Here is a 22,451-nt window from a genome sequence, read left to right on the forward strand (position 1 = left end):
TGGCTGCGCGGTCTGCTGGGCGACCTGCACCGTCCCGGGTTCGGCGCCGCTGAAGTCGACGACCATGGTCGGCGCCCGCCAATGGGCCGCCTCGGGGTTGGGCGGAGCAACCGACTGCATCACCATCGGGGCCGGCGCGGCGGCCTGCATTGGCGGCGGCGGGACAGGCGTGGCCGGCTGCGGCGCGGCAGGGGCGGGGACCGGGGCGGTCGCGGCCGGAGCGGCAGCCGTCTGGGCCTTGGCCTCGCGGCCCGATGACAGGCCGTTGAACACCATGAAGCCCAGCACCAGGGCGCCGCCGACACCGACCCACAGGGTCATTGGAGAGTCGGGGGCCTGCACGCGGGGGCGGGCGGCCTCGCCTTTGGCGAAGACCGGGCTTACGTCCTGCGGTTTGGGTTGCTTGACCTTCATCGACGCCACCAGGGGTCCTTCTTGCGCTGTCGGAGCGCGCTGGCCTCCTCGACACGGAAGCCGTCGTTATAGATTCGCGTGACCTCGCTGCCACGCCGCAGCACGAAGCCGCGCACCACCCGGTCGACCACCACATAGCCGTCGCGCTGGCGCGTGTTGACCACCGCCTCGCCCCCATCGGGGTCGACGGCGAAGATCGCCGGCAGGTCCTCGTCCTTGCGGAAGCTGAAGTACGTGTCCTGTCCGTCGTCGAACACCTTGATGGGCAAAGTCTTGCCCGACCCCTCGTACGAGTAGGCGACGTTGCGCTCGACCGGCGGCGGAGGCGGGGGAGGCGGCGCGATATAGGCCACCACCGGAGGGGCGTAGAGGAAGCGCACGCTGAAAGGGGCGTTGCGGGCGGCCGCGCGCGGGCGCAGCGACAGCTCGAAATTGTAGCGCCGCAGGTTGGTGATCACCGTCATGTTGGTAGCCGGCCGCTGGGACATCGGCTTCAGGAACAGGAGATTGGCGCGGCGGTTTGGCGTCACCTGCCAGCCCATGGAGTCGCCGATGGCGACGTTCTCGATCTTTTCGCCGGGGTCGAACTCGACCGAGAGCTGATAGCCCAGGGCCACGCGCAGCTCGACCACGGCTTCGGGATCGTACTCGACGACATGGATGCGTGGGTCGCCGGGACCGGGGCGCGGGACGACGGCCAGGGCGGGGGTGGCCACGAGGGCGGCCATGAAGACGAGAGTGGGTACGCGGATCATCGGGCGGCTCCCGCGCGGCGCGCGGTGACTGTGTTGCGGCGATAGGCGTCGCCCAGCCGGCGGCCGTCGTCGACAGTGACCGAGACCTGACGGCTTGTGGCGGACATGACGGCGGTCGCGGCCTGGGCGGCGCGGCTGCGTTCTGTGGACTGAGCCTGGTCGCGCTGCAGATCCATGGCGAGGCGCTCGGCGCGCGAGGGCATGGCCGCCGCGCTGACCTGGGCGTTGGCGGTGGCCTGCGATCCTTCCGTGCGGCGCGTGTCGCGATCGCGGGTCAGCGAAGGAAGGCGGAAGCTCAGCGCCATGATCCAGGCGCCCATGACCAGCGCCGCCTGGCCTGCGGCGAAGACGAAGACCAGGGCCGCGGCGCTCATGGCCGTCTGGGGATCCAGCCGCACGGCCGCGCGCTGGGCGGTCAACGTGTCGATCCACGGCTCGATCACCGATAGCATCAGCACGATCAGCAGCCAGGCGACGAGGGGAGTCAGCGCGGCGGCGGTCATGGCGCGCACCCAGCCCACGAACAGGCCGCGAGTGGCTGGAATCAGGGCCAGAACGATGAACACCGGGCCGATGGCGGTGAGCACGCCGATCGCCAGGGTGGCGGCCGAGATCACGCCAGCGCTGGACAGAAACAGCAGGCCGGCGGCGCCGGCGGAGGCCTCGGCGGCGGCGGCCTGCGGGCTGGAGTAGCCCTTGGCGTTCGGGCCGGCGAGCTTGCCATAGGCCGCGCCGGTTTCGCTGAATTCGTCATAGGCTGCCTGCAGCCCGTCGACCGGGCGCGAGGCCAGCGCCGCGCCGCCCTCGGTCAGGGGCGCGGAGACGATCGCGGCGATCTCGGTCGGCGCGCGGTCGGCGACGTCGAAGACGAGGGTCTGGAAGGCGGACCAGCTGGTCACCATCATCAGGATGACGCCGATCTTGATCGCGATGCCCGGCGCATCCGACAGCCGCGCCGACCCTTGCGCAAACAGCATCCGGTAGCCGATCAGCGCGACATAGATCGTCAGCACCGCGGTCAGCACGCCCTGGAACACGGGCGAGCCCTGGGTCAGAGCCTGATAGCCGCTCTCGGCGTAGACGCGGGTCTGGCATTCCACGGTGGCCAGGACGCCCCGGATCACCCCGTCGTCGACCATGGCGGCGCAGGCCTGGCTCATGCCGCGCTCCGGCCCTTGGACGTGTCGCCGGCCATGAAGCTGGGGAGCCACGCGGCCGGTTCGTCGCCGACCTGCGCGCGCAGCGCATCCAGGCGGCGCACGGCGCGCTCGGTGCCGGCCAGGACGGCCAGCTCGCCCGAGAGCCCGGTCAGGTCGAGGCGGGCGACGACGCTGTGGTCGCCGCGCTTGATCAGGAAGCAGCGCGAAGTGTCGGGCAGGTTTCGCACGAGCTCGAACTCGTGCTCTGTCAGTCCGAAACCATCAATGTAGTCCGCAGCTTTCGCCCGATTGTTCGGGAAGAAGATCTGCGTTGCCGCCTGCTCGATGATCGCCGAGGCGATCCGGCTGTCCAGCGCGTCCGAGGCGCTCTGGGTGCAGAAACCCACCACCCCATTGCGCTTGCGGATGGTCTTTTCCCAATCCTTGATGCGGCGGACGAACACCGGGTCGTCGAGGACCTTCCAGCCCTCATCGACGACGATGATCGCCGGGTCGCCATCCAGGCGCTGCTCGAGCCTGTGGAACAGGTACATCATCGCCGGAATGCGGATGGTGGGACTGTCCAGCAGCCGGGTCATGTCGAAGCCCACGATGCGGGTCTCGATGTCCAGCAGGTCGGCTTCGTTGTCGAACAGCCAGGCGTGATCGCCGCCTTCGCACCATGCCGACAGGCGCGCCGCCAGGTCGCCGGCATGCGGGCGCCGCGCGCCGCGGAACAGTTCGCGCAGGTAGCGCAGGCGGCGGTGGCCGGCGGGCTGGGCGTAGTTGGCGTCGATCGCATCGGCGATCATCAGCCGGTCTTCGCTGTCCAGCGTCTCGCCCTCGGCGGTGAGCAGTTGCGCCACCCACTCGGCCAGGAAGGCGCGGTTGCCGGGGGTGTCGGGGAGGGCTAGCGGGTTGAAGCCCGTGGGCTCGCCAGGTGAGATCACATCGTAGCGGCCGCCGATGGCGCGGATGAAGGGTTCGGCGCCCCGGTCCTTGTCGAAGTAGGCGATCCGCGGCTTCAGGCGCTCGGCCTGGGCCAGCAGGAAGGTGAGCAGCACGGTCTTGCCCGATCCGGAGGGGCCAATGACCGTGAAGTTGCCCAGGTCGCCGTTGTGGAAGTTGAAGTGGTAGGGCCCGAACGCAGTGGTCTCGAGCACGGCGATGGCCGGGCCCCAATGGTTGCCCTCGGCCTGGCCGGTCGGGTGATTGTGGAAGCTGGCGAGGCCCGCGAAGTTGCCGGCGGAGATCAGCGCTCTGCGGGCGATGTATTTGAAGTTGCCGGGGAACTGGGCCCAGAACGACGGCTCGAGGTTGACGTCCTCGCGCACCGCCACCGCACCCGTCTCGGCCAGCGCCGACTGGATGTCGGCGACGTTGGAATCGAGGGCGTCCAGGCTGTCGGCCTTGGTCAGGATGGTGAGGTGGTGTTCGCCATAAGCCGCGCGGCCCGAGCCTACGTCATCGCGGGCCTGGGCCAGTTCGCCGCGCAGGCTGAAAGCGTCGTCCTCGGCGGCCTTGAGGCGGCGCAGCGCCAGGCCCATCCGCTCAAGCGCCGCCTGGCGATCGACGAACGCGAAGCTCTCGGTGAGCACCAGCTCCATCGGCAGGCGCAGCACGCCATCCAGCAGGCCCGGCGCGGTGCGGGCCGGATAGTCCTTCATCGACACCATGGCGCCGAAGGTGGGCTGGCCGTCCTGGCCAGGGCCGAACTCCATGGCGTCCAGGCCGAAGCTGAGGCGGCGCGTGCCGATCGCCTGGGCGAAGTCGCCGCTGGGGGCCAGGATTGGGCGAAGCTCTCCGTTGAGGATCAGGCTCAGGAACTCGGCGCACTCCGAGCGCTGGGCGCCGCCGCCGGCGGTATAAAGACCCAGGGTGCGCGCGCCGTACGGAGATAGCGCCGCGGAGAAAGCCTCGCGGGTGGCGTGCAATTCGCGCAGGTCCCGGGGCAGGTCCGCGTCGCTGGCTCGCGGGCCCTTGAACAGGCGCTCGATGAAGCCGGCCGAGCCCTGTGTAGGCCGCAGCACCAGCGTCAGGAAGATATCGTTGACGTAGAGCCTGCGGCCCTCGAGCTGCGCACGCCAGCGGGCGTCGAGCGTGGCGCAGAAGGGCTCCTGTGGAGAGGCCGGGTAGGCGGGCGTCACCAGGCGGCGGACCACATGATGATAGACGCCCAGACGGGAGCTCGCCGCGCCGCGCAGGACGGTCTCGCGGATGGCCTTGCGATAGTTCAGCTCTTCGTCGGGCGCGGTTTCGAACGGGAAGCCGGCCAGATGCAGCGTCTGCACCAGCAGCCCATCCTTGGTGCGCAGCGTCACATCGTCCACATGGCCGAGATAGGGCAGGCGGTCGCCGACCTTGGCCTCGCGGGGCGCCAGCACCTTGGCTGCGCCGGTAGTGAGGAAGGTGTCGCTCACGGCTGGTACGAGTTCCCGCCCCAGAAGCTGAAGTTTTTCACCCGCGGACAGCTGGACAGCTTGGTCACCCAGAGGTCGAAGAAGCGCGGCTCACGCAAAGAGCCGACATAGCCGACGCCGTGCATCACCACAGCGATCCCCAGCGCCCAGAACGAGCGGGTGATCAGGAAGGCCTCTGCCGTCACCACCATATTGAGGACCATGTACGGATAGGTGACGCCGGCGATCATCTGGGGCCGCGTCAGCGCCGCGAAGACGGGATCCGAGGCCAGCCGGGTCATGGCGCTAGCCCCCGGCCAGACTGCGCAGGCCCGCGACGATCGTCACCGCGCCGAAGATGATGAAGATGCCCACCAGGGTCACGATCCCGCGGCGCCAGTCGAAGCGGCCGACCAGCATCATGTAGCCGATGATGGCGACGGCGATGACGGCCGCGGTGGTGGCCAGGTTGCCCAGCAGGGTGCCCTGGACCCAGTTCAGCGCGCCCAACAGGGGCGAGGAGCCGGCCGGATCGTTCTGGCCCTGGGCATGGGCGGGCGCGGCGGCCAGAGCGGCCAGGACGGTGAGCGGTACGAACTTCTTCATCAGCCTCTACTCGGCGCGGGCGCCAACGGCCTGGGTGGCCGAAAGGCGAGCCAGGATGGCGCGCACATAGGATTGGGTTTCGGCGTAGGGCGGCACGCCGCGATGGCGGTCCACGGCGCCGGGCCCGGCGTTGTAGGCCGCGAGCGCCAGGCGCAGGTCGCCGCCATAGCGGCGCAGCTGCTGGGCCAGATAGGCCGCGCCGCCGTCGATATTGCCTCTGAGGTCGCCCGGATCCACGCCGAGGTCGCTAGCGGTCTTAGGTAACAGTTGCATGACACCGCGTGCGCCCTTTGACGAAACCGCAGCGTTATTGAAACGTGACTCCTGCCACGCCACCGCCTCGACCACTTCGGCCGGCACAGCGTGACGAACCGATGACTCGCGGATCAGGCGCACCACCTCCTCGGGCGGCGCGGTCTGGGCCGTCGAGGGTTCGGGCGGCAGGATGGGGGCCGCGCCCTGGGCGGTATAGACCGCGGGGCCCGCGTACGTCGTGACAGCGCCGTCGTCGCCGATCTCGAGCACCTGAGCCAACGCTGGACCGCCTGCCGTCAGGGACAGCGCCAGCGCAGCGCCGGAAATCCACGCAAATGACGCCCCGCGAAACATGACTTCGCCCCCAATCGACGGCCTCAAGACTAGCCCATCCGGGCGTTGTGCGACCAGACCACTTCGTCGCACGACGGTTTAGGTGAGGTTCTGGAGCCGCAGTCGGGCGGTTGCGCGACGGCTCTGCAACGGGAACGTCACACATCTGTCGGGGAGGTGTCACGACCCGCTCCTAGAACGAGCCCAGCAAGCGGGGGACAGGTCCGGGGGTGGGCTTCGGCCGTCAATCCTGCGTGCGCGCTTTAGCGTAGCCTCGTCGGGAGATACGGATGACCGGCTCGAATTTCAGGATGTTGCTCGTGGCCTCGCTGGCCGCGGTGTCGCTCGCCGGTTGCGGGGGCGGGGGCTCGGATATCGCTTCGCCCGGGGAAGGCCAGTTCGCCACCGGCGGGACGGGCGGCGCTGGCGGCGGCACGGGCGGCAACGGCCAGGCCTCGGCTGACTGCCCCACCGGCTTCATCAACCTGGGCACCGTGGCGAACGGCACGCTGCGGTCGTGCGGCATTCCGCGGGCGATCAACGCCAACCTGACCATCCCCTTCCGGCCGGGCACGGCCTACCGTATCGACGGCGTCGCCGCCGTGGGGCAGGACCGCGGTCCTGACAGCGCCAACCCGCGCGCGGGCACGGCCTCGGCGGTGCTGACGATCGAGCCGGGTGTGGTCATTTTCGGCGGTGTCGCCGAGTACCTGGTCGTGAACCGCGGTTCGCAGATCATCGCCGACGGCACCGCCTCGCGGCCGATCATCTTCACCAGTCTCAACGACCTCAACGGCGGCCCCGAGCTGTCGGGCCAGTGGGGCGGCATCGTCATCGCCGGTCGTGCGCCGATCAACCGCTGCCCGCCCACCACGACGGCCTTCCCGGCGAACCCGACCAACTGCGAGTTCCGCTTCGAGGCGATCCAGACGATCAACTGGGGCGGGAATGCGCCGACCGAGTCGAGCGGCGTTCTGCGCTACGTCCAGGTCAAGGAAGCCGGCTACGAAGTCGCGCCCAACGAAGAGCTGAACGGCATCACCTTCGGCGGCGTCGGCAGCGGCACCACTATCGACTTCGTCCAGGTTCATGGCTCGGCCGATGACGCGGTCGAGTTCTTCGGCGGCACCGTCAACGCCCGTCACCTGGTGCTGACGCAATACGACGATGACGGCATGGATACGGACGAAGGCTTCTCGGGTTCGATCCAGTTCGCCGTCATCTTCAGTGACAACCCGACCGAAGAGTCGCGCTGCTTCGAAGCCTCGTCCGCTGGCTCGACGTCGGGCGGCGTGCCGCTGCTGCGTTCGCGGCCGAAGGTCTCGAACTTCGTCTGCCGCCAGGGCCTGGCGACGACCAACTTCGACACCCGTCAGCACCAGGGCATGGTCCTCAACTCGGGCACCGGCTACGACCTGCTGAACGGCGTGATCTACTCGGCCAACACGCGCATCCCCTGCCTGGATATCGACGACGCGGCGACCATCGCGGCCCCGGCGCCGACCTTCCGCTCGGTGGCCTTCGCCTGCGGCGCGGGCCCGTTCCGGACGACGGACAACAACCAGGACGCGGCGGCGGAACAGCTGTTCACCGCCGGCGCCAACAATATCGCCACGGGCTACACGCCCACCTTCAGCCAGGTGTTCATCAACGGCGGGAACGAGAGCGGCCGCGTCGCCAGCAACCCGACCGCCGTGTCCAGCTTCTTCCTCGTCACCAGCTACATCGGCGCCGTCTCGGGCCCGAATGACACCTGGTTCGTGGGCTGGACCTGCGGTCTCGCCGGCGCGGCCTCCTGCTGATTGCGGCTCCTACCGGGCGGCGGGGACAGCCCCGCCGCCCGCTCCCATTTCCTTCCGACGAAGGTCAGAAACACCGATGAACGCCACCATCCGCAATCTCAGCGCGCTGCTGCTCGCGGGGACCGCGCTCAGCATCGCCATGCCGGTCCACGCTCAGACAGCTCAACCCGCGCCTGCCGCCGATCCCGGCACCGAGGTCGAGGAGATCGTCGTCAACGGGAAGTTCATCCCGGACCAGATCCGCGACACGCCGGAAGTCGCCAACTTCCTGACGATTGAAGATATCCAGCGCGCCGGCGACGACACCGCCGCCCAGGCGCTGACCCGGGTGACCGGCCTCTCGCTCGTCTCCGGAAAGTTCGTCTATGTCCGCGGCCTGGGAGAACGCTACTCGCAGGCGCTGTTGAACGGCTCGCCACTGCCCAGCCCAGAGCCGCTGCAGCGCGTGATCCCGCTGGACCTGTTCCCGTCGTCGATCCTGGCGGGCACGTCGGTGCAGAAGACCTTCTCGGCCAACTATCCGGGCGAATTCGGCGGCGGCATCATCGACCTGCAGACGGTTGGCGTGCCGGACGAGGCCTATCTGAACGTGAGCGTCGGCCTGGGCTACGATAGCGAGACGACCGACAAGCGCGGCCTCACCTACTACGGCTCGAAGTACGACGAACTGGGCTTCGACGACGGCACGCGCAAGCTGCCCGTGGGCGTCCGCCAGTTCGCCGCGAACCGCCCTGTGGTGTTCACCGGCGCGACCGGCGGACTGACGCAGGCCGAGTACAAGGCGGTGGCGCGCAGCTTCTCCAACTCGTCGGTCAATGTGATCCAGAGCGACAAGCCCTGGGCGAACGGCAACGTCGACCTGTCGGCCGGCCAGTCGTTCGAGACCGACTTCGGCCGGGTCGGCGTGGTGGGTGTGCTGGGCTATCGCAACAGTTGGCTGAACCGCGAGGGCGTGCGCCAGACGACGCTGCCGGACGTGGGCGGCATCGCGCTGGCGACGGATTCCACCTTCCAGGCGACACAGAACGACATTTCGTGGAGCGGCCTGGGCGGCGTGGCGCTGGAGTTCGGCGACAACGAGATCCGTTACATGGGCCTCTGGATCCGCTCGACCTCGAAACGGGCCCGCATCACCGAAAACTCGGCGATCTCGCAGGGCAATTCGAACGTCAACGCCTACGCCACCGAGTGGTACCGCCGCGAGCTCCAGCTGAGCCAGCTGTCGGGTAAGCACAAGCTGGGTGACATCGACATCGACTGGCGCGGCACCTATGGCCGCACCACCCGCGAGGCGCCCTATGAGCGCGCCTACCGCTACGGCCTGCGCGCCGATGGCAAGCGCACGGCGCTCCTCTCGGGCGCCAACCAGCTTGTCTCGTTCTCTGACCTGGACGAGAACATTGGCTCGGCCAACATCGACTTCCGCTATGAGTTGCCCGTCGATCTCGTTCGCCAGGCCGAGCTGAAGGTCGGTTACGCTTGGCAGAAGAACGACCGCGCTTCGGTGCGCCGGGACTTCACCTATGACCAGGGCCGCAACTGGGACCCCCTGCGCTACGGGACCGAACGGATCGATTTCCTGGTCGCGGACCGCAACATCAACGACGACATCGTCGTGCTCCGCGAACTGTCGGGCTCGGCGCTGACCGGTGACTCGGCGCAGTACGAAGCCGGCCTGGAGGTTCACGCGGCCTATGTCCAGATCGACGCCGAGATCGTGGAGTTGCTGCGCGCCGGCGTGGGCCTCCGCTACGAGGACGCCAAGGAGACGATCCTGACGCGCGACATCTTCAACGTCGCCGCGGGGCCGACCTTCCAGCGGAAGATCTCGGAGAGTTACGTCTTGCCGACGGCGACCCTCACCTGGAACTTCGCCGAGGATCAGCAACTGCGCGCCGGCCTCTCGAAGACGATCGGGCGTCCGCAGTTCCGGGAACTGGCCCCGCAGCGCTATCGCGACACCGAGACCGACCGGATCCTCACCGGCAACCCGTTCCTCGAAGATACGAAGTTCACGAACGCGGACCTTCGCTACGAGTTCTATTTCGACCGCGGCCAGTACGTGACCGTGGGCGGCTTCTTCAAGGAGCTCAAGAAGCCGGTCGAGAGTCTGGCGGTGCTGGGCTCGGACGGCAATTTCCAGCAGACCTTCTACAACGCGCCCAAGGCCCAGATTTACGGGGCGGAGATCGAGCTCAAGAAGTACTTCGAGCACGAGTTCGGCAACCCGTTCCTGGACAGCAAGCGCTGGCTGGTGGCCGTCAACTACACCTACAATTCCTCGAAGCTGAAGGTCGGCTCGGGCGACACGATCGTCCTGAACACCACGGGCATCCGCACGACCCCGCCGGCCAGCGACTACCTCACCGACGGCGACCGACTGCAGGGCGCCTCGAAGCATCTGGCCAACCTGCAGCTGGGATTCGAAGACGACGAGGCGCAGTCTCAGGCGACCGTGCTGATCAGCTATGCCAGCCCCCGCGTGACGGCTCGGGCCAGCAGCATCGACCTGCCGGATCTGGTCCAGAAGCCGGGCGTCCGGCTGGACTTCGTCTATCGCAAAACCTTCACGGTCATGGAGCGCGAGTTCAGCGGCTCGTTCGAGGCCCGCAACCTCCTGGGAACGGACTCGCAGGAGTACCAGTCGGCCGGCGGCAATCGCTTCGACACCAACAGCTACGATCTGGGCCGGACCGTCTCGCTGGGCCTGACCGCCCGGTTCTAGTGATGCAGGTCCCCCGCCGCGAGGTGGGGGGCCGGCTCAGGCCTCTGCCTCGGCATCGTAGGACGGCCGGAGGGGTTGCGTGCGGATCAGCTCGGCGACCTCATTGGGCGCCAGCTGAAACAACAGGCCGATCGCGCGCATCGAATGACCGCGGCGGTGCATGTCCCGGGCGAACTTCAGCTGATGCTGGGTGAGGGGCGTATCCTTGACGCGGGCGCGGCGGCGGCTGGCTTCGCGCAGGGGCTTGCGGGTCTCATGGTCGGCCAGCATCACCAGCGCCCGGGGAATCGGTCCGTCAGGGGCCAGGCTCTCCACCCGCGATCCGCCGGTCACCCGCAGCGTGACTCCGGCTTCGAAGAAGTGACGCAGCAAGCGAGCGAGCTCGCCCGTGGTCGCGTCGAAAGCGGAGAGGGCATGAACCAGGACCTCGTCGCCTGACCGCAGTCCATAGAGCAGCTGAAACAGAATGCGCTGGCTCGCCGACGTCGCCTGACGCTCCTCGAGGACGACATCACAGCCTACAGCTTCGATGAGTCGCCGCTGCAGGTTCGGCTCAGGAAGGTCCGGCGAAACGCGAACGACGCCATACCGCATCCGTGACTTTTCCTCCCTGGCGGGCGAGCGCCGGTGAGGCAAACGCCCCGCGACGCTGACGAAGCGCCACTATGCCGGGCGAGTACGACGTGTATGTGAATGTCACACGCCAAGTTGCTGGTCTTGCAAAGGATTTAGAACTGCAGCGAGAATTTCGTAAGACTGTCACAATAGTTTCACGTGCCAAGGATAGAAAACGAGGTTTTCCTCCCAACCAGAGACGGATTGAGCCGTTCTGAGGAGGAAATGATGCGCCTGATCGCCTGCGCCATCGCCCTTTCGGCCATCGCCGCTGCGCCGGCTCTGGCCAAGGACGCGCCGGTTCCGAACGACACGACCAAAGCGGCCCGTACGGTCTATGTCTGTGACAACTCGGCGATGACCCGACGCGCTTTCACGCGTGAGCACGGCGCGATGGAGTTCGTCACCGCGAAGGCCGTGACCGAGAGCAGCTCGGCCTGGGCGGCGCCCAAGTGCATGAGGCCCGCCGAAGCGCGCAAACTCAAGGAACTGGCCGGGCGCTGAACTTAGCGCGGTGACTCTGGGAACGCGGCGTCGCCCTCCGGCGGCGCCGTTTCGCTGACCGGCAGGGGCTCGGGCGGCTTTCCGGCGCGCAGCGCCGTGACCATCGCCAGCACCGTTTCGACGACCACCTCAGGTCGGTCGGCGGGCACCTGGTGCGAAGACAGGATCGTGCGCTGGAAGCCGCGGTCCGAGCTGAGCGCTAGGCGCAGGTGCTCAAGCTCCCACACGGATTGGCCGCGACCGTAGCCCACCGTTGGCGACGTCGCGGCTGTTTCTGAAGCGGTGATGACGTAGATCGGCACCTCGTGCAGCAAGGTTCCCAGCCGTTGCACCTGGGCCGAAGTGTCGCTGTAGATCTCGTCGAGCTCCGACAACTGGTTGCGCCAGGCTTCGGCCGGTCGCAGCCGGGTCATCTCCGCGGGCGTCCCGCGGCGGGGCAGACAGCCGGACCAGCGAGGATCGGTCGCCGGGGGCGTGGGATCAAGCTCGGCCGTGGCGAGGCAACGGCTCACCGTCCGGCGAAGGCTCTGCAGACCGTCGACGGCGGGCGATGGCGCGACCCGCTCGACGGTCGGGTCCAACAGCACAAGGCCCTCGACCTCTCCCGGCCGGCGGGCCGCGAAGAGGCGGCTGTAAAGTCCCCCGGCGGAGAAGCCCACAACGACGTACGGCCCCTCAAGTCCCCCCGCGTCCAGCGCCTGGTCCAGGTCGCGGGCCGTCGCCGCGCCATCGCGAGGCAAGGGGCCAGGGTCGCTGAAGCCATAACCGGCCCGGTCGTAGCTGCAGACCCGTGTGGTCTTGGCGATTTCCGGCTGCACGCGCAGCCAGCCGTTCACCCCGGCCCCATAGCCCGACTCCAGAATCACCAGAGGCGCGCCGCGGCCCGTGCAGTGGAAGTTTAGCCTGCGACCGTCGGAAATCTGGACCAGCTGGTCCGGGCGATCCTTCGCGGTTGCGCCCTCGTCGCCGCCGCAGCCGACGAGAAGCGCTGCAACCGCCGGGAGGACGGCTGGCGCCAGGCGGGAGCGACGACGGGAGGATCTTTCAGGCGGCGGATTCACAGTTCCTCGCGTCGAAGCGACGGTTCGTTAAGGGGAGACAGAGCATGGGTTGCTCGCTGTGTGGAAGGCGGCACGCATCTTGCTGGCGTGGTTCCGTCGCTTTGACAGGGTTGGACGCACGCCGGCAATTGCGCGTTGCGGCCCAACTGATACGTAAGTGCTTGTTGGATTGACGGAGGACGCGGGTGGAAACCGTCTACGATTGGATCACGGTCGCGATCTTCGGCGGGCTTGTTGTGCTGTTTCTGCACCGCTCGGTGCAGCCCGGCGAGCCTCAGGATACGATCCTGCACTATCTCCCGCCTTCGGTGGGCTGCGCGGTCGCCAACTATTTCGGCAATGAGGGGCAAGGCCTGGTCTCGTTCCTGATCGTGGCCGGCGTGCTGCTCTACGTCGCCCTGGTGCTGAAGCCCTTCGGACTGAAGTTCCCGCCGAGCAAGCGCTAGCGGCTATTCGGCCCATGAGCGCTTCCAGCGATCGAGAGAACGGTTTCGGCGCCCTAAGGCTCCTGTTTGCCTCGCTGGTCATCGCGTCGCACACGCCTCAGATGTTCGACGGGGACTATTCCCGCGAGCCCCTGAAGGCGCTCTTCGGGACCATCAGCCTGGGCGAACTGGCCGTCGACGGCTTCTTCCTGATCAGTGGCTACCTGATCACCGCCAGCTTCATGTCGGATCCTAAGTCGTATCTGCCGAAGCGGGTGCTGCGCATCTATCCGGCGTTCGTATTCTGCTTCCTCGCCTGCGTTCTGGTCGTCGCGCCTCTGGGCGGGGTGGACCTGCGGGCCTTGTCCATGGGCGAGTGGGTCAAGCTGGGCGGGCAGATGCTGCTGCTGAAGACCCCCGATTCGTTGGGGGTCTTTCCCGGCCTCGCTATCCCGGCGCTGAACGGCTCTATGTGGACCATCAGCTACGAGTTTCGCTGCTATCTCCTGGCCGCGCTGCTGGGCGTTCTGGGGTTCTATCGGCGACGCGGGCTCTACCTGGCTCTGACCATGATGCTCCTCGCCGCCAACTTCGCCTTCCTGACGCCCGCCGGCGGTGTGCTCGAGCAGTTGGCGAGGCCGTTCAACGCTCTCCTCGGACAGCCGCAGGAAGCGATCCGACTGACCTCCGTGTTCATGTGCGGCGCCTGTCTCAAGCTGTTCCCGATCGACTATCAGGGGCGCTTCGCAGCGCTGGCGGCGGTGGCGCTGATCCCGGCGCTGTTTGTGCCGGTGCTGGCGGGCGTCGCGCTTTCGACGCTGGGCGCCTACGTGCTCTTCTGGGTGGCGTTCAAGGTCACGTGGAAGCCGCTCCGGACCATCAACGCAAAAGACGATATCTCGTACGGCCTGTACCTGTACGCATGGCCGGTCGGAAACCTGCTGCTGTTCTATTGGCGCGACCTGAATCTCGTGGCTCATGGACTGCTGACGCTGGCGGTCTCTGTTCTGCTGGGCTTCCTGAGCTGGCACCTGCTTGAGAAGCATTTCATGAAGTTGAAGCGCTACTTCGAGCGGCGTGAGCGACCGGTCGCCGTCTCGGGGCCTGCGCAGGCAGAGAGCAGCACCCCCGCCGCTTAGCGGTCGAGGCCGTAGCGGTAGAGCAGGCGGACACCCACGTCGCCCAGGCCGGGATTGTAGTGGCCGGCCAGGCGCCCATGGCTGACATGGATCCACGAGAGCTCCATGGAGAGGCGGGGCGTGGCCTTCCAGCCCAGCGACAGCTCGGGCTCGAATAGCACGCGAGAGCCCAGGTCCAGCTTTGTCTGACGGTCGCGGATGCGCTTCAGCCGCTCTTCCGGCGTCAGGCCCGGCGCGTTAGGCGAGGGCAGGTTCACCCGGCCATCGTGGACGGCGACGCCGATGCCGGGCTGCAGGTAGAGCCGCTCGTTGAGGTCGAAGCGCCACGAAAGGCCTGTCGCCACGTAGTTTGTGCCGCCCGAGGTGTTGACGCCCGCCAGCAGATGCACCCGCGCGCGTCCCAGGAAATCGAGCTCGTCCAGGGCGGTGGTGCGGGCGCCGACGACGATCTGGGCGCCGTCCTCGAACTTGCCGTACGAGATGCCATCGTCAACATCGTGGGCGTAGACGCCGGCGAAGACCTCGCCGGCCGCCGCGGGCCCGGCGATGGCGGCCGCAGCCAGGGTCGTGAGCAGGATCCTGGACATGCCGGCCTCCGTGGAACGCGAGGAGGCTAGCGCACCGCCCCGCTGTCGCCCAAGAGGCAAGGCGCGGTACGCAGTATGATCGACACGTCCAGCCAGAATGACTGGCGCTCGACATACTCCAGGTCCAGCGCCACGCGGCGCCGGACGTCCTCCGGCGTGTCGACCGGACCGCGCGAGCCGTTCACGGCGGCCCAGCCCGTCAGGCCGGGCTTGATCCGGTGGCGGTGGGCATAGGTCTCGACCAGCTTCGAAGCTTCGGCTCCGCCGCTCAGCATCCCGATGGCGTGCGGGCGGGGGCCGACGATCGACATCTCGCCGGTGATGATGTTCAGGATCTGGGGCAGTTCATCCAGGCTGGTCTTGCGGATGAACTTGCCCACGCGAGTGATCCGGTCGTCGTTGGCGGTGACCTGGCGCGCCGCCTTGTGGTCGGTCGCCTCGGTTCGCATCGAGCGGAACTTCCAGACCAGGAACTCCTCGTTCATGTAGCCGTGTCGGCGCTGACGGAAGAAGATCGGTCCCGGGCTGTCCAGGCGAATGGCGATGGCCACGGCGGCCATGAGGGGCGCCAGTATGATGAGGCCCGCGACGCTCAGGGTCAGGTCCAGGACGCGCTTGGCCAGCAGGTAGCCTGAGCGTTCGGAAGCGCCCGCGACGTGCATCAGGTCGAAGTCGGCGATGCGGCCAACCGCTTTCGCCTCACTCTCCTCGTCCTCGCCGTCGAGCAGCAGGGAAATCGGGTTGGGAATGGGGGCCAGGCGTTCGAGCAACTGCGCGATGCGGGCGCTCGCCTTGGGCGGCACCGTGATCACGATGCGGTCGACATAGGGCAGGATGCGGTGGTCGATCAGGTCGGCGGTCTTGCCCAGTACGGGCACCCCGCAGACCTCGGGGCCGACGCGCTCACGTCGGTCGTCGAAGACGCCCAGGATGTTGACATCCCGGGTCTTGAGCGCCCGGCGGATCAGACGCTGCGCCGCTGCGGTGCCTCCCACGATGATGAGGTTTGGCGTGAGCTGACCGATGGCGCGCAGGCGGCGCAGGACCAGCATCCAGATGCCGTGGGTCGCGAAGAGGGCCATCGAGGCGGCGGCGACCCAGGCCGCGCATCCGATCGCGGGGAACGTGGGATCGATGAGGCCGCAAACGGTGCCCGCGCCGCCCCCGGCCGCGGCGGCGGCGATCAGCAGCCGGCCCAGCCGGCGGCGTAGGCGCTCGCGCGTGTTCATCGAGTAGGCGCCGGTGGCGACCAGCAGGACAAGCGCCAGCGCGGGCGCGCCCAGCCACATGACCTCCGGCAGAGCCATGAACTGGCTGGCGATCAATGACGCGAGGACGAGGCCGGCGGCGTCACCGGCCTGGAACAACCGGGCGAGGCCGGCGCCGGACACGCGATTGCGCACGCTCTGCAGGCGTTTCGGTCGCAGGGGACCGCGGCGATGCGCCGGGGTAGCCCCCGCAGAATCTGCGATGGCGCGGTGCGCGCCCGTGTCGTCCGGCATTCGGATCCCCACCTTTGCGGCGGACCCTAGCGGCAGCCCCTGAGGGATCAGTTAATCGCGGGAGAAACAGGCGGCGTGACGCCCAGCTTCTTCAGGACGAACTGGTGCATCGGCAACGGGTTCTGAATGACCGGTCCCCCGAACGGCGCGCAGAGCGAGAACAGCAGCAGGGCGATAAGGGGGCCCTTCCCCAGCTGCAGAGGCTTCTGAGCGCCATAGGCCATGAGGAGCAGCAGCGACATCGAGGCGCTCAGGCCGACCCAACGGTAAAAGTCTGTGGCGATTACATAGATCAGGAATGGCGCCACGGCGGAGGCGGCGAGGAGAAGGCGCTGGAACCAGCGCGGCTCGTTGCGCACGAGCAGCGCGAACACGAACGCCGCGTAGCCGACTGGGACGATTAGGAAGCCCGCGTGGCGCAGCAGGTGCATGGCGAGGAAGCCCAGCGAGCGCTGGTTCTGTTCGATCGATGAGCCGACTTCGAAATAGCCGCTCCAGAGGTCCATCTGGCCGACCGCGTGCGGGATGAGCCGCGCCATGGCGGCTTCGTACTGGGCCTGGGGCATGGACGTGACGCCGAACAGGATGACGATCAGCGCGCTCACCGACAGCGCCAGAACGGGCGGCGCCAGCATCCTCAGCGACCTCCCTGGCTGGGCCAGCAGCTGAAGATCGTTGCGTAGGAGGTAGGCGGTGAACTGGGCCGGCGCCGTGAAGAGAAAGAGCTCGTGCACAAACGGTCCGACGAACATCACCGCGCTGAACAGGAACACGTTGCGCACCAGGACGATGTTCAGGAACGCGAGGATGAGGATGAAGACGTCCAGTGATCCCGTCGTGTAGGCCACCTGCAGGATGAAGGCCGGCGACAGGAAGACGGCGGCTTTGAAGAGCCATCCCTGATCGTACTTCGATCGAAGAAAGTAGACGGTGGTCAGGCCGATCAGCGCGAGGAGCGCCAGATGCTGGACGGTGATGGCGAAATGGTAGGCGTTCTCGAACAGGCCTGGAAACGGCGTCGCCTGCAGTAGCGTGCCGACGAGACCCCGCCGCACGAACCCGAAGTCGCCGTAGTTCACGTAGAACGGCCACACCCGCCCGAAGGATTTCACACCGAGGTCGGTGACGATCCAGCGGTCCAGGATCAGGAACGCGGCCAGGATGGACGCCAGCGCAGCGACCAGAGTGGGCTGGACGGTGCGGCTGAGCTTCATAGGCGGGTGCGCTTGAACACAGCTTCGGGCAGGTGGGTGATGATCAGCATGACCAGCGCCCACACCGGCTTCACATAGATGACGTCGCGCTTGCGTCGCACGGCCTTTTCGATGGCGGCGGCGACGGCCGCGGGCTGTGCCGTCAGGGCGGGCGACAGCTTCATGCCTTCGGTCATTCGCGTGGCGACGAAGCCCGGTTTCACCGTCAGAACCTGCACCGGCGTTCCCGACAGCCGGTTGCGAAGCCCCGACAGGAAGGCGGTGAAGCCTGCTTTGGCGGAGCCATAGACGTAGTTCGAGCCGCGGCCGCGATCGCCGGCCACCGAACTGATGCCCACCAAAGCGCCTGAGCCCCGGGCCACGAAGCGGTTGGCGAAGGCGGCCAGGATCAGCGCCGGGGCCTCGAAGTTGCTGCGCAGGACGATGGCTGCCTGGACCTGGTCCACCTCTGACGTCGGCTGGTCGCCCATATAGCCGATGGCGCAGACGACGACGCCCGGGAGGTTGGGCAGGGCGTCGATCCAGGCGTCGGGGGCGTCCTTGAGCGCATCGTACTCATGCAGGGTGGCGGCCACGCCATGGCGCAGGGCGATATCGGCGCGGTCGGCTTCAAGGCCCTGGGCGCCGCGCGCGGCGAGCTGGATCGGGTGGCCGGCCGCTGCGAAGCGACGAGCGATGGCTAGGCCCATGTCCGAGCGACCGCCCAGGATCAGAACTGGGGGCTTGGTCATAGGCTGAGCCTCTCTGACTGACCTGAAATGAACGCGCCCGAACGGCCGGCGTCGGCGCGCATGGCGAGGAAGCGGTCTACGCGAGGATCCGACCGGCGCAGCGTCTCGGCGGTCATCCGGCTGTCCTTCGCGAGGTAGAATCGACCCCCGTGCGCGATAGTGATGGCGTCGAGTTCAGTCAGCAATCGCAGGCTCTTGGGGTTCACGGGGAAGTCGATGGCGAGCGTGTAGCCCTCCATCGGGAAGGAGAACGCGCTCTCTTGGGGCCCAAGGCGCTTGAGGACCGTCAGGAAAGAGCCCTGGCGAGCGCCCGAGATCGCCCTCAGCATCGCCTCCAACCCCTCTCGGGCGGAAGCCAGGGGGAGGGCGCACTGGAACTGGGCGAAGCCCTTGCGGCCGTACATGCGGTTCCAGTGGAGGATGGCGTCGAGCGGGTAGAAGTAGGTGTCCCAATCCACATAGTCGACGCCGCTCGCCCAGGCGCCCTTGCGGTAATAGAGCGCGTTGAAGGCCCGAACCGAGAGGCCGTTGATTGTGAACGAGGGAGCGTCCAACGGCATGGTGAGTTTGCGTTTTGGGGGCGTGCGTAGCGGGTCGGCGCGCTTTGCGTCCGGCAGTTCGGCCCGGGTGGCGTGCTCGCCCAGGGTGATCAGCGAGCGTCCCATGGACTTGCCGGTGCAGAGGCAGTCGATCCAGGCCACAGCGTAGGCCGCGTCGCTGCCGGCCTCCAAGGCCTCCATGGCGGTGGCGAGGTCGGGGGCGGCGATGGCTGTCTGGCGGATCCAGGCGCTCTCGACGGGGCGCAGGCGGATCGCCGTGCGGAGGATCACGCCGGTCAGACCCATGCCGCCCAGGGTAAAGTCGAACAGTTCGGGGTTCTCGGCGCGCGAGCATCGGCGGACCTGGCCGTCCGCGCCCATAACGTCGATCCAGTCGACGAACGACCGAAAGGAGCCGTTGCGGCGGTGGTTCTTACCGTGGACGTCGGCGGCGATGGCGCCCCCCAGGGTGACGTACTTGGTGCCGGGCGTGACCCACGGGAACCAGCCGCGGGGCAGGAAGGCGTCGATCACGTCGCCCAACAGGACGCCGGCTTCGGCGGTCAGCTGTCCGGCCTCGGGGTCGAAGGCCAGCATGCGGTTCAGGCGCCGCATGTCGACGGTATTGGCTGGGTTCTGGGCGCTGTCGCCATAGGCGCGGCCGTTGCCGCGCGCGATCAGCGGGCCGCCGGAGACCTGGGCCCGAAGTTCGTCCTCGCTCCGCGGTCCGGTCACCCGGCAGTCGCGGCGTGGAAAGCGTCCCCAGCCTTCGACGTTCATGCGCCCCCCTTGGAGGCGGCCACGGCGGGCGCGAAGACGAACCTGCGGTCGAGCTGGTACTTCACGACGTACCCCACCGCGAGGCCCAGGCAGGCGCCCAGTTCGCGCATGAGGTCGGTGCGCCAGATCAGCCAGAAGGCCGTCTCGGCGCCCCAGAAGATCGCCGTCGTGATGACACCCATGGCCGTATAGAGGGCGAACTTCCTGCCGTGGGCCTGCACGCCGGTGGCGGTGTCGTAGAAGATCCAGCGCTTATCCAGCACGTACTTGATCGCCAGGCCGACGAGCGTCCCCACCGCGACGGCGGCGGTGAACCCGAGGGCAGACGCGTTGATCGCCAGCACCACCCGCTGGGCGGCGAGGTTGGCCACCGTGGCGACGACCGCAAAGGCGGAGTAGCGGACGACAAGGCTGCCCAGGGTCACGGGATCGTGCCCGCCACCACGATAGCCCCGATGACGACGCCGCAGATCTGGCTGACGCGATCCTTCACCGCGAAAACCACCGGGTCATCGTGCATGCGGCGACGATGGGTGACGAACACCATCCGGCTGATCCAGAAGAACAGCACCAGGCAGATCCCCAGCAGCATGTAGGGCCGGGGGTAGAGCGCCTTCACCTCGGGCGAGTTGGTGTAGAGCGCCATGACAAGCACCGAGACGTAACCCGAGGCGGTCGCCATGCTGGTGATCAGCTGCAGGTCTTCGCCGCGGTAGCCGCGCCCTTTGGTGACCGTGTTCGAGGCGACCTCGTCGGCGAGCTCGGCCTGACGCTTCACCGCCGCCAGCGAGAAGAAGAAGAACACCGAGAAGGCCAGGAGCCAGATCGAGAGCGGGATGCCGGTCGCCACGCCGCCCGCGAAGATGCGGATCGTGTAGAGGCCGGCCAGCACGCAGATGTCGATGATGATCCGGCGCTTGAGATAGAGCGAATAGGCCGTCGTGGTGACGTAGTAGCCCAGCATCACCAGCACGAAGTTCGGCCCCAACGGCAGCGCCAGCAGGAAGCCCGCGATCAACAGCGAGGGCGCGAGCCATGTGCCGTAGGCCAGGGGGATGGCGCCCGACGCGAAAGGACGCTTGCGCTTGCGCGGGTGAGACCGGTCGGCCGAGAGGTCGAGGAGGTCGTTCAGGACGTAAACGCTGGAGGCCACGAGGCTGAAGACCACGAAGGCCATCAGCGCCTGGAGCAGGGTCGCGAGTTGCAACGCGTGGGCCGTGAACACGGGCAGGAACACCAGCACGTTCTTGAGCCACTGGTGCGGGCGCAGCGCCTTCAGCACCGCCTTGGCCGAGACGCGTTCGGGCGAGAGATGCTCGACCTCGCAGCCCAGCTTGTCGACCCGCGCCCGAAGGGCCTTGGAGTTGGTGTGGGTGATGGCCTGGGCGCTCTTGGACCAGACCGCGAGGTCGGCGTTGGTGTCGCCCATGTAGGCGAAGCCACCCTGGCCGTAGCGCTCTTCCAGGAATGCGCCCTTGCGCGACGCCTTGAGGTTGGTCGAGCCGTCGGAGCCGTGCGCCTCGTCGAAGATGCCCAGGTGCGCACTGATCTTGTCCGCCAGGCTCTGGTCCGAAGCCGTGACGAGGGCGGTTCGGCCGCCGGCTTCGCGCCAGGCGCGGACGTAGGTCACGACATCTTCGTTGTAGGGCAGCACGGTGACGTCGACGTCCGACATCTCGCAGAGACGCTGCTTCACTGCGGCGCGGCCCTTGGCCAGGCCTGCGGCGGCGACGAACGGCGTCGTCCAGTTGTGCGCGAGCGCCGACCAGAACGTCTCGAACAGCATGTCCGTGCGGATGAGCGTGCCGTCCAGGTCGACGGCCAGGACTCGTCCCTTGAGGTTTGCTGGCTTCAAGGCAGGTCCTTCCCCTTCGGTCCGTCCAAGGCGCGCATGATCGAGAGGTATCTGGTTCCGCAGGCGTTAAGGTTAGATGACGCGGACATGCCCCGTCGATCTCGCGACGGACATTACCGCTCGATTGCGCGGGTTTCTGTCGGCTCTAGTAGGCCCGTTCGTCGCCGAAGATCAGCGGGATCGTGCGCCAGATGATCTTGATGTCGAGTCCGAACGTCCAGGTGTCGATGTACTCGTTGTCGGCTCCGACACGATCGATGATCGCTTGTAGTTCCTTCACCTCGCCTCGGAAGCCGCAAACGGCGGCGTAGCCGGTGAGACCGGGTTTGGCGCGGAAGCGGAGATTGTAGCCCGGCGCCTGCTCGCTCCAGGCCTCGTCGTGGGCGACGGCGTGGGGCCGCGGGCCGATCAGGGACATCTCGCCCCGCAGCACGTTGAGCAGCTGGGGCAGCTCGTCGATCGAGAACTTGCGCAGTATGGCGCCCAGCGGGGTGACGCGCTTGTCGCCCTGAGTGGCCTGCCGAACGGTGTCGCCGTCCTCGGTCACGGTCATCGTGCGGAACTTGAAGACGGTGAAGATCACGCCGTTGAGCCCGGTGCGGCGCTGGCGGAAGAGAGCGGGCCCTGGCGATTCCAGACGCACCAGAAGCGCGACCGTGAGCAGCAACGGAAGGAAGAACAGCAGCGCGCCCGCCGACAAGATGATGTCGAACGCACGCTTCCGCTTGCTGGTGGCCACGGCCATCACGGGCGCGTTGGCTGCGACAGGCGGCCGGTGACCGCCCGTAGGCGACCAGTTGGCGGCTTCGGCATGCGCTCGGAACTCCGCAGGTTTATTCATAGCACCGCCGTCGATCGGGCTTGTCGAGGCCGCTCAGGAAGGCGGACAGCGCCTCGGCGCTCCAGAGGCGCACCATAAGACGCGAGCCCTGGCCGTCGAATTCCGTGCTGAGGTTGGCGGGGCCGTCCGCCACGTCGGCGTGGCGGCTGACAAAGCCGTAGAACGCTGCACGGATCTTGTCCGCATCGTCCTCGGCTGCGAAGCGCGTCTCAAATCCGGACATCATCCCC

23 protein-coding genes are annotated in these 22,451 nt (G+C 67.6%); 5 read left to right on the top strand and 18 right to left on the bottom strand.

The window, feature by feature from the left end; translation table 11 throughout:
* The 7 genes from EPN98_RS03285 to EPN98_RS03315 form a co-directional block, all read right to left on the bottom strand.
* The coding region (locus EPN98_RS03285) for a hypothetical protein (protein ID WP_293360270.1) at positions 1-414 on the bottom strand (414 nt) is incomplete at its 3' end.
* Entirely contained in the window at positions 411-1,169 is a 759-nt protein-coding gene (locus EPN98_RS03290) for a TrbG/VirB9 family P-type conjugative transfer protein (protein WP_293360273.1), read from the bottom strand. The genes EPN98_RS03290 and EPN98_RS03285, both read right to left, overlap by 4 nt.
* Complete coding sequence (locus tag EPN98_RS03295) at positions 1,166-2,329, bottom strand: type IV secretion system protein (protein WP_293360275.1); 1,164 nt, start codon at positions 2,327-2,329, stop codon at positions 1,166-1,168. The genes EPN98_RS03290 and EPN98_RS03295 overlap by 4 nt, the downstream gene beginning before the upstream one ends.
* Positions 2,326-4,728, bottom strand: coding sequence for a VirB4 family type IV secretion/conjugal transfer ATPase (locus EPN98_RS03300; RefSeq protein WP_293360278.1), 2,403 nt, complete (start codon positions 4,726-4,728; stop codon positions 2,326-2,328). The genes EPN98_RS03295 and EPN98_RS03300 overlap by 4 nt, the downstream gene beginning before the upstream one ends.
* Complete coding sequence (locus tag EPN98_RS03305) at positions 4,725-5,009, bottom strand: type IV secretion system protein VirB3 (RefSeq protein WP_293360281.1); 285 nt, start codon at positions 5,007-5,009, stop codon at positions 4,725-4,727. The genes EPN98_RS03300 and EPN98_RS03305 overlap by 4 nt, the downstream gene beginning before the upstream one ends.
* Before the next feature lie 4 nt (positions 5,010-5,013).
* Positions 5,014-5,313 (bottom strand): TrbC/VirB2 family protein, encoded by a 300-nt coding sequence (locus EPN98_RS03310; protein WP_293360284.1) that lies wholly within the window; start codon positions 5,311-5,313, stop codon positions 5,014-5,016.
* 6 nt (positions 5,314-5,319) lie between these two features.
* A complete protein-coding gene (locus EPN98_RS03315; protein ID WP_293360474.1) occupies positions 5,320-5,838 on the bottom strand; it encodes a lytic transglycosylase domain-containing protein in 519 nt (172 codons plus the stop codon).
* A gap of 353 nt (positions 5,839-6,191) precedes the next feature.
* Between EPN98_RS03315 and EPN98_RS03320 the strand changes: the two genes are divergently transcribed.
* The gene (locus tag EPN98_RS03320; protein ID WP_293360287.1) at positions 6,192-7,703 is read left to right on the top strand and encodes a hypothetical protein; all 1,512 of its coding nucleotides are present in this window, start codon (positions 6,192-6,194) and stop codon (positions 7,701-7,703) included.
* Between the two features lie 76 nt (positions 7,704-7,779).
* Positions 7,780-10,428, top strand: coding sequence for a TonB-dependent receptor (locus tag EPN98_RS03325; RefSeq protein WP_293360290.1), 2,649 nt, complete (start codon positions 7,780-7,782; stop codon positions 10,426-10,428).
* A gap of 36 nt (positions 10,429-10,464) precedes the next feature.
* On the opposite strand, the gene EPN98_RS03330 is transcribed toward EPN98_RS03325, so the two are convergent.
* The gene (locus tag EPN98_RS03330; protein WP_293360293.1) at positions 10,465-11,022 is read right to left on the bottom strand and encodes a recombinase family protein; all 558 of its coding nucleotides are present in this window, start codon (positions 11,020-11,022) and stop codon (positions 10,465-10,467) included.
* Positions 11,023-11,268: 246 nt separating this feature from the next.
* On the opposite strand from EPN98_RS03330, the gene EPN98_RS03335 reads away from it, so the two are divergent.
* Complete coding sequence (locus tag EPN98_RS03335) at positions 11,269-11,547, top strand: hypothetical protein (RefSeq protein ID WP_293360296.1); 279 nt, start codon at positions 11,269-11,271, stop codon at positions 11,545-11,547.
* A 2-nt stretch (positions 11,548-11,549) separates the two neighbouring features.
* Here the strand turns inward: EPN98_RS03335 and EPN98_RS03340 are convergent, their stop codons facing one another.
* On the bottom strand, positions 11,550-12,413 hold the full coding sequence (locus EPN98_RS03340; protein WP_293360299.1) for an alpha/beta hydrolase: 864 nt from the start codon (positions 12,411-12,413) through the stop codon (positions 11,550-11,552).
* Between the two features lie 380 nt (positions 12,414-12,793).
* On the opposite strand from EPN98_RS03340, the gene EPN98_RS03345 reads away from it, so the two are divergent.
* Both EPN98_RS03345 and EPN98_RS03350 read left to right on the top strand, forming a co-directional pair.
* Positions 12,794-13,054, top strand: coding sequence for an XrtV sorting system accessory protein (locus EPN98_RS03345; RefSeq protein WP_293360302.1), 261 nt, complete (start codon positions 12,794-12,796; stop codon positions 13,052-13,054).
* Positions 13,055-13,068: 14 nt separating this feature from the next.
* Positions 13,069-14,172, top strand: a complete 1,104-nt coding sequence (locus EPN98_RS03350) for an acyltransferase (protein ID WP_293360305.1) — start codon at positions 13,069-13,071, stop codon at positions 14,170-14,172.
* Here EPN98_RS03350 and EPN98_RS03355 read toward each other — a convergent pair.
* The 9 genes from EPN98_RS03355 to EPN98_RS03395 all read right to left on the bottom strand — a co-directional run bounded on the left by EPN98_RS03355 (position 14,169) and on the right by EPN98_RS03395 (position 22,444).
* The gene (locus tag EPN98_RS03355; protein WP_293360308.1) at positions 14,169-14,759 is read right to left on the bottom strand and encodes an acyloxyacyl hydrolase; all 591 of its coding nucleotides are present in this window, start codon (positions 14,757-14,759) and stop codon (positions 14,169-14,171) included. The two genes, EPN98_RS03350 and EPN98_RS03355, sit on opposite strands and share 4 nt — an antisense overlap.
* Positions 14,760-14,785: 26 nt before the next feature.
* Positions 14,786-16,261 carry an exopolysaccharide biosynthesis polyprenyl glycosylphosphotransferase gene (locus tag EPN98_RS03360; protein ID WP_293360311.1) on the bottom strand — a complete coding sequence of 492 codons (1,476 nt, stop codon included), beginning with the start codon at positions 16,259-16,261 and terminating at the stop codon, positions 14,786-14,788.
* A gap of 47 nt (positions 16,262-16,308) precedes the next feature.
* Entirely contained in the window at positions 16,309-17,475 is a 1,167-nt protein-coding gene (locus EPN98_RS03365; protein ID WP_293360313.1) for a hypothetical protein, read from the bottom strand.
* Complete coding sequence (locus EPN98_RS03370) at positions 17,472-18,206, bottom strand: SDR family oxidoreductase (protein ID WP_293360315.1); 735 nt, start codon at positions 18,204-18,206, stop codon at positions 17,472-17,474. The genes EPN98_RS03365 and EPN98_RS03370 overlap by 4 nt, the downstream gene beginning before the upstream one ends.
* On the bottom strand, positions 18,203-19,525 hold the full coding sequence (locus tag EPN98_RS03375; protein WP_293360318.1) for an FAD-binding oxidoreductase: 1,323 nt from the start codon (positions 19,523-19,525) through the stop codon (positions 18,203-18,205). The genes EPN98_RS03370 and EPN98_RS03375 overlap by 4 nt, the downstream gene beginning before the upstream one ends.
* The gene (locus tag EPN98_RS03380) at positions 19,522-19,950 is read right to left on the bottom strand and encodes a GtrA family protein (protein ID WP_293360321.1); all 429 of its coding nucleotides are present in this window, start codon (positions 19,948-19,950) and stop codon (positions 19,522-19,524) included. The genes EPN98_RS03375 and EPN98_RS03380 overlap by 4 nt, the downstream gene beginning before the upstream one ends.
* On the bottom strand, positions 19,947-21,380 hold the full coding sequence (locus EPN98_RS03385; protein WP_293360323.1) for a UbiA family prenyltransferase: 1,434 nt from the start codon (positions 21,378-21,380) through the stop codon (positions 19,947-19,949). Before EPN98_RS03385 ends, EPN98_RS03380 begins: the two co-directional genes overlap by 4 nt.
* Positions 21,381-21,525: 145 nt before the next feature.
* Positions 21,526-22,221: a sugar transferase gene (locus EPN98_RS03390; protein WP_293360326.1), complete on the bottom strand. Its 696-nt coding sequence runs from the start codon at positions 22,219-22,221 to the stop codon at positions 21,526-21,528.
* On the bottom strand, positions 22,214-22,444 hold the full coding sequence (locus EPN98_RS03395; protein WP_293360329.1) for a hypothetical protein: 231 nt from the start codon (positions 22,442-22,444) through the stop codon (positions 22,214-22,216). Before EPN98_RS03395 ends, EPN98_RS03390 begins: the two co-directional genes overlap by 8 nt.
* Positions 22,445-22,451 lie beyond the last annotated feature (7 nt).

The sequence above is a fragment of the Phenylobacterium sp. genome (assembly GCF_004299445.1).
GTDB lineage: Bacteria > Pseudomonadota > Alphaproteobacteria > Caulobacterales > Caulobacteraceae > Phenylobacterium.

What these genes read in the sequence shown, in the direction of transcription:
- EPN98_RS03375 (WP_293360318.1), bottom strand. Translation starts at nt 19,525, where the DNA reads ATGAACGTCGAAGGCTGGGGACGCTTTCCACGCCGCGACTGCCGGGTG.
- EPN98_RS03360 (WP_293360311.1), bottom strand. Translation starts at nt 16,261, where the DNA reads ATGCCGGACGACACGGGCGCGCACCGCGCCATCGCAGATTCTGCGGGG.
- EPN98_RS03350 (WP_293360305.1), top strand. Translation starts at nt 13,069, where the DNA reads ATGAGCGCTTCCAGCGATCGAGAGAACGGTTTCGGCGCCCTAAGGCTC.
- EPN98_RS03390 (WP_293360326.1), bottom strand. Translation starts at nt 22,221, where the DNA reads ATGAATAAACCTGCGGAGTTCCGAGCGCATGCCGAAGCCGCCAACTGG.
- EPN98_RS03365 (WP_293360313.1), bottom strand. Translation starts at nt 17,475, where the DNA reads ATGAAGCTCAGCCGCACCGTCCAGCCCACTCTGGTCGCTGCGCTGGCG.
- EPN98_RS03335 (WP_293360296.1), top strand. Translation starts at nt 11,269, where the DNA reads ATGATGCGCCTGATCGCCTGCGCCATCGCCCTTTCGGCCATCGCCGCT.
- EPN98_RS03295 (WP_293360275.1), bottom strand. Translation starts at nt 2,329, where the DNA reads ATGAGCCAGGCCTGCGCCGCCATGGTCGACGACGGGGTGATCCGGGGC.
- EPN98_RS03320 (WP_293360287.1), top strand. Translation starts at nt 6,192, where the DNA reads ATGACCGGCTCGAATTTCAGGATGTTGCTCGTGGCCTCGCTGGCCGCG.
- EPN98_RS03355 (WP_293360308.1), bottom strand. Translation starts at nt 14,759, where the DNA reads ATGTCCAGGATCCTGCTCACGACCCTGGCTGCGGCCGCCATCGCCGGG.
- EPN98_RS03395 (WP_293360329.1), bottom strand. Translation starts at nt 22,444, where the DNA reads ATGTCCGGATTTGAGACGCGCTTCGCAGCCGAGGACGATGCGGACAAG.
- EPN98_RS03370 (WP_293360315.1), bottom strand. Translation starts at nt 18,206, where the DNA reads ATGACCAAGCCCCCAGTTCTGATCCTGGGCGGTCGCTCGGACATGGGC.
- EPN98_RS03290 (WP_293360273.1), bottom strand. Translation starts at nt 1,169, where the DNA reads ATGATCCGCGTACCCACTCTCGTCTTCATGGCCGCCCTCGTGGCCACC.
- EPN98_RS03325 (WP_293360290.1), top strand. Translation starts at nt 7,780, where the DNA reads ATGAACGCCACCATCCGCAATCTCAGCGCGCTGCTGCTCGCGGGGACC.
- EPN98_RS03330 (WP_293360293.1), bottom strand. Translation starts at nt 11,022, where the DNA reads ATGCGGTATGGCGTCGTTCGCGTTTCGCCGGACCTTCCTGAGCCGAAC.
- EPN98_RS03310 (WP_293360284.1), bottom strand. Translation starts at nt 5,313, where the DNA reads ATGAAGAAGTTCGTACCGCTCACCGTCCTGGCCGCTCTGGCCGCCGCG.
- EPN98_RS03305 (WP_293360281.1), bottom strand. Translation starts at nt 5,009, where the DNA reads ATGACCCGGCTGGCCTCGGATCCCGTCTTCGCGGCGCTGACGCGGCCC.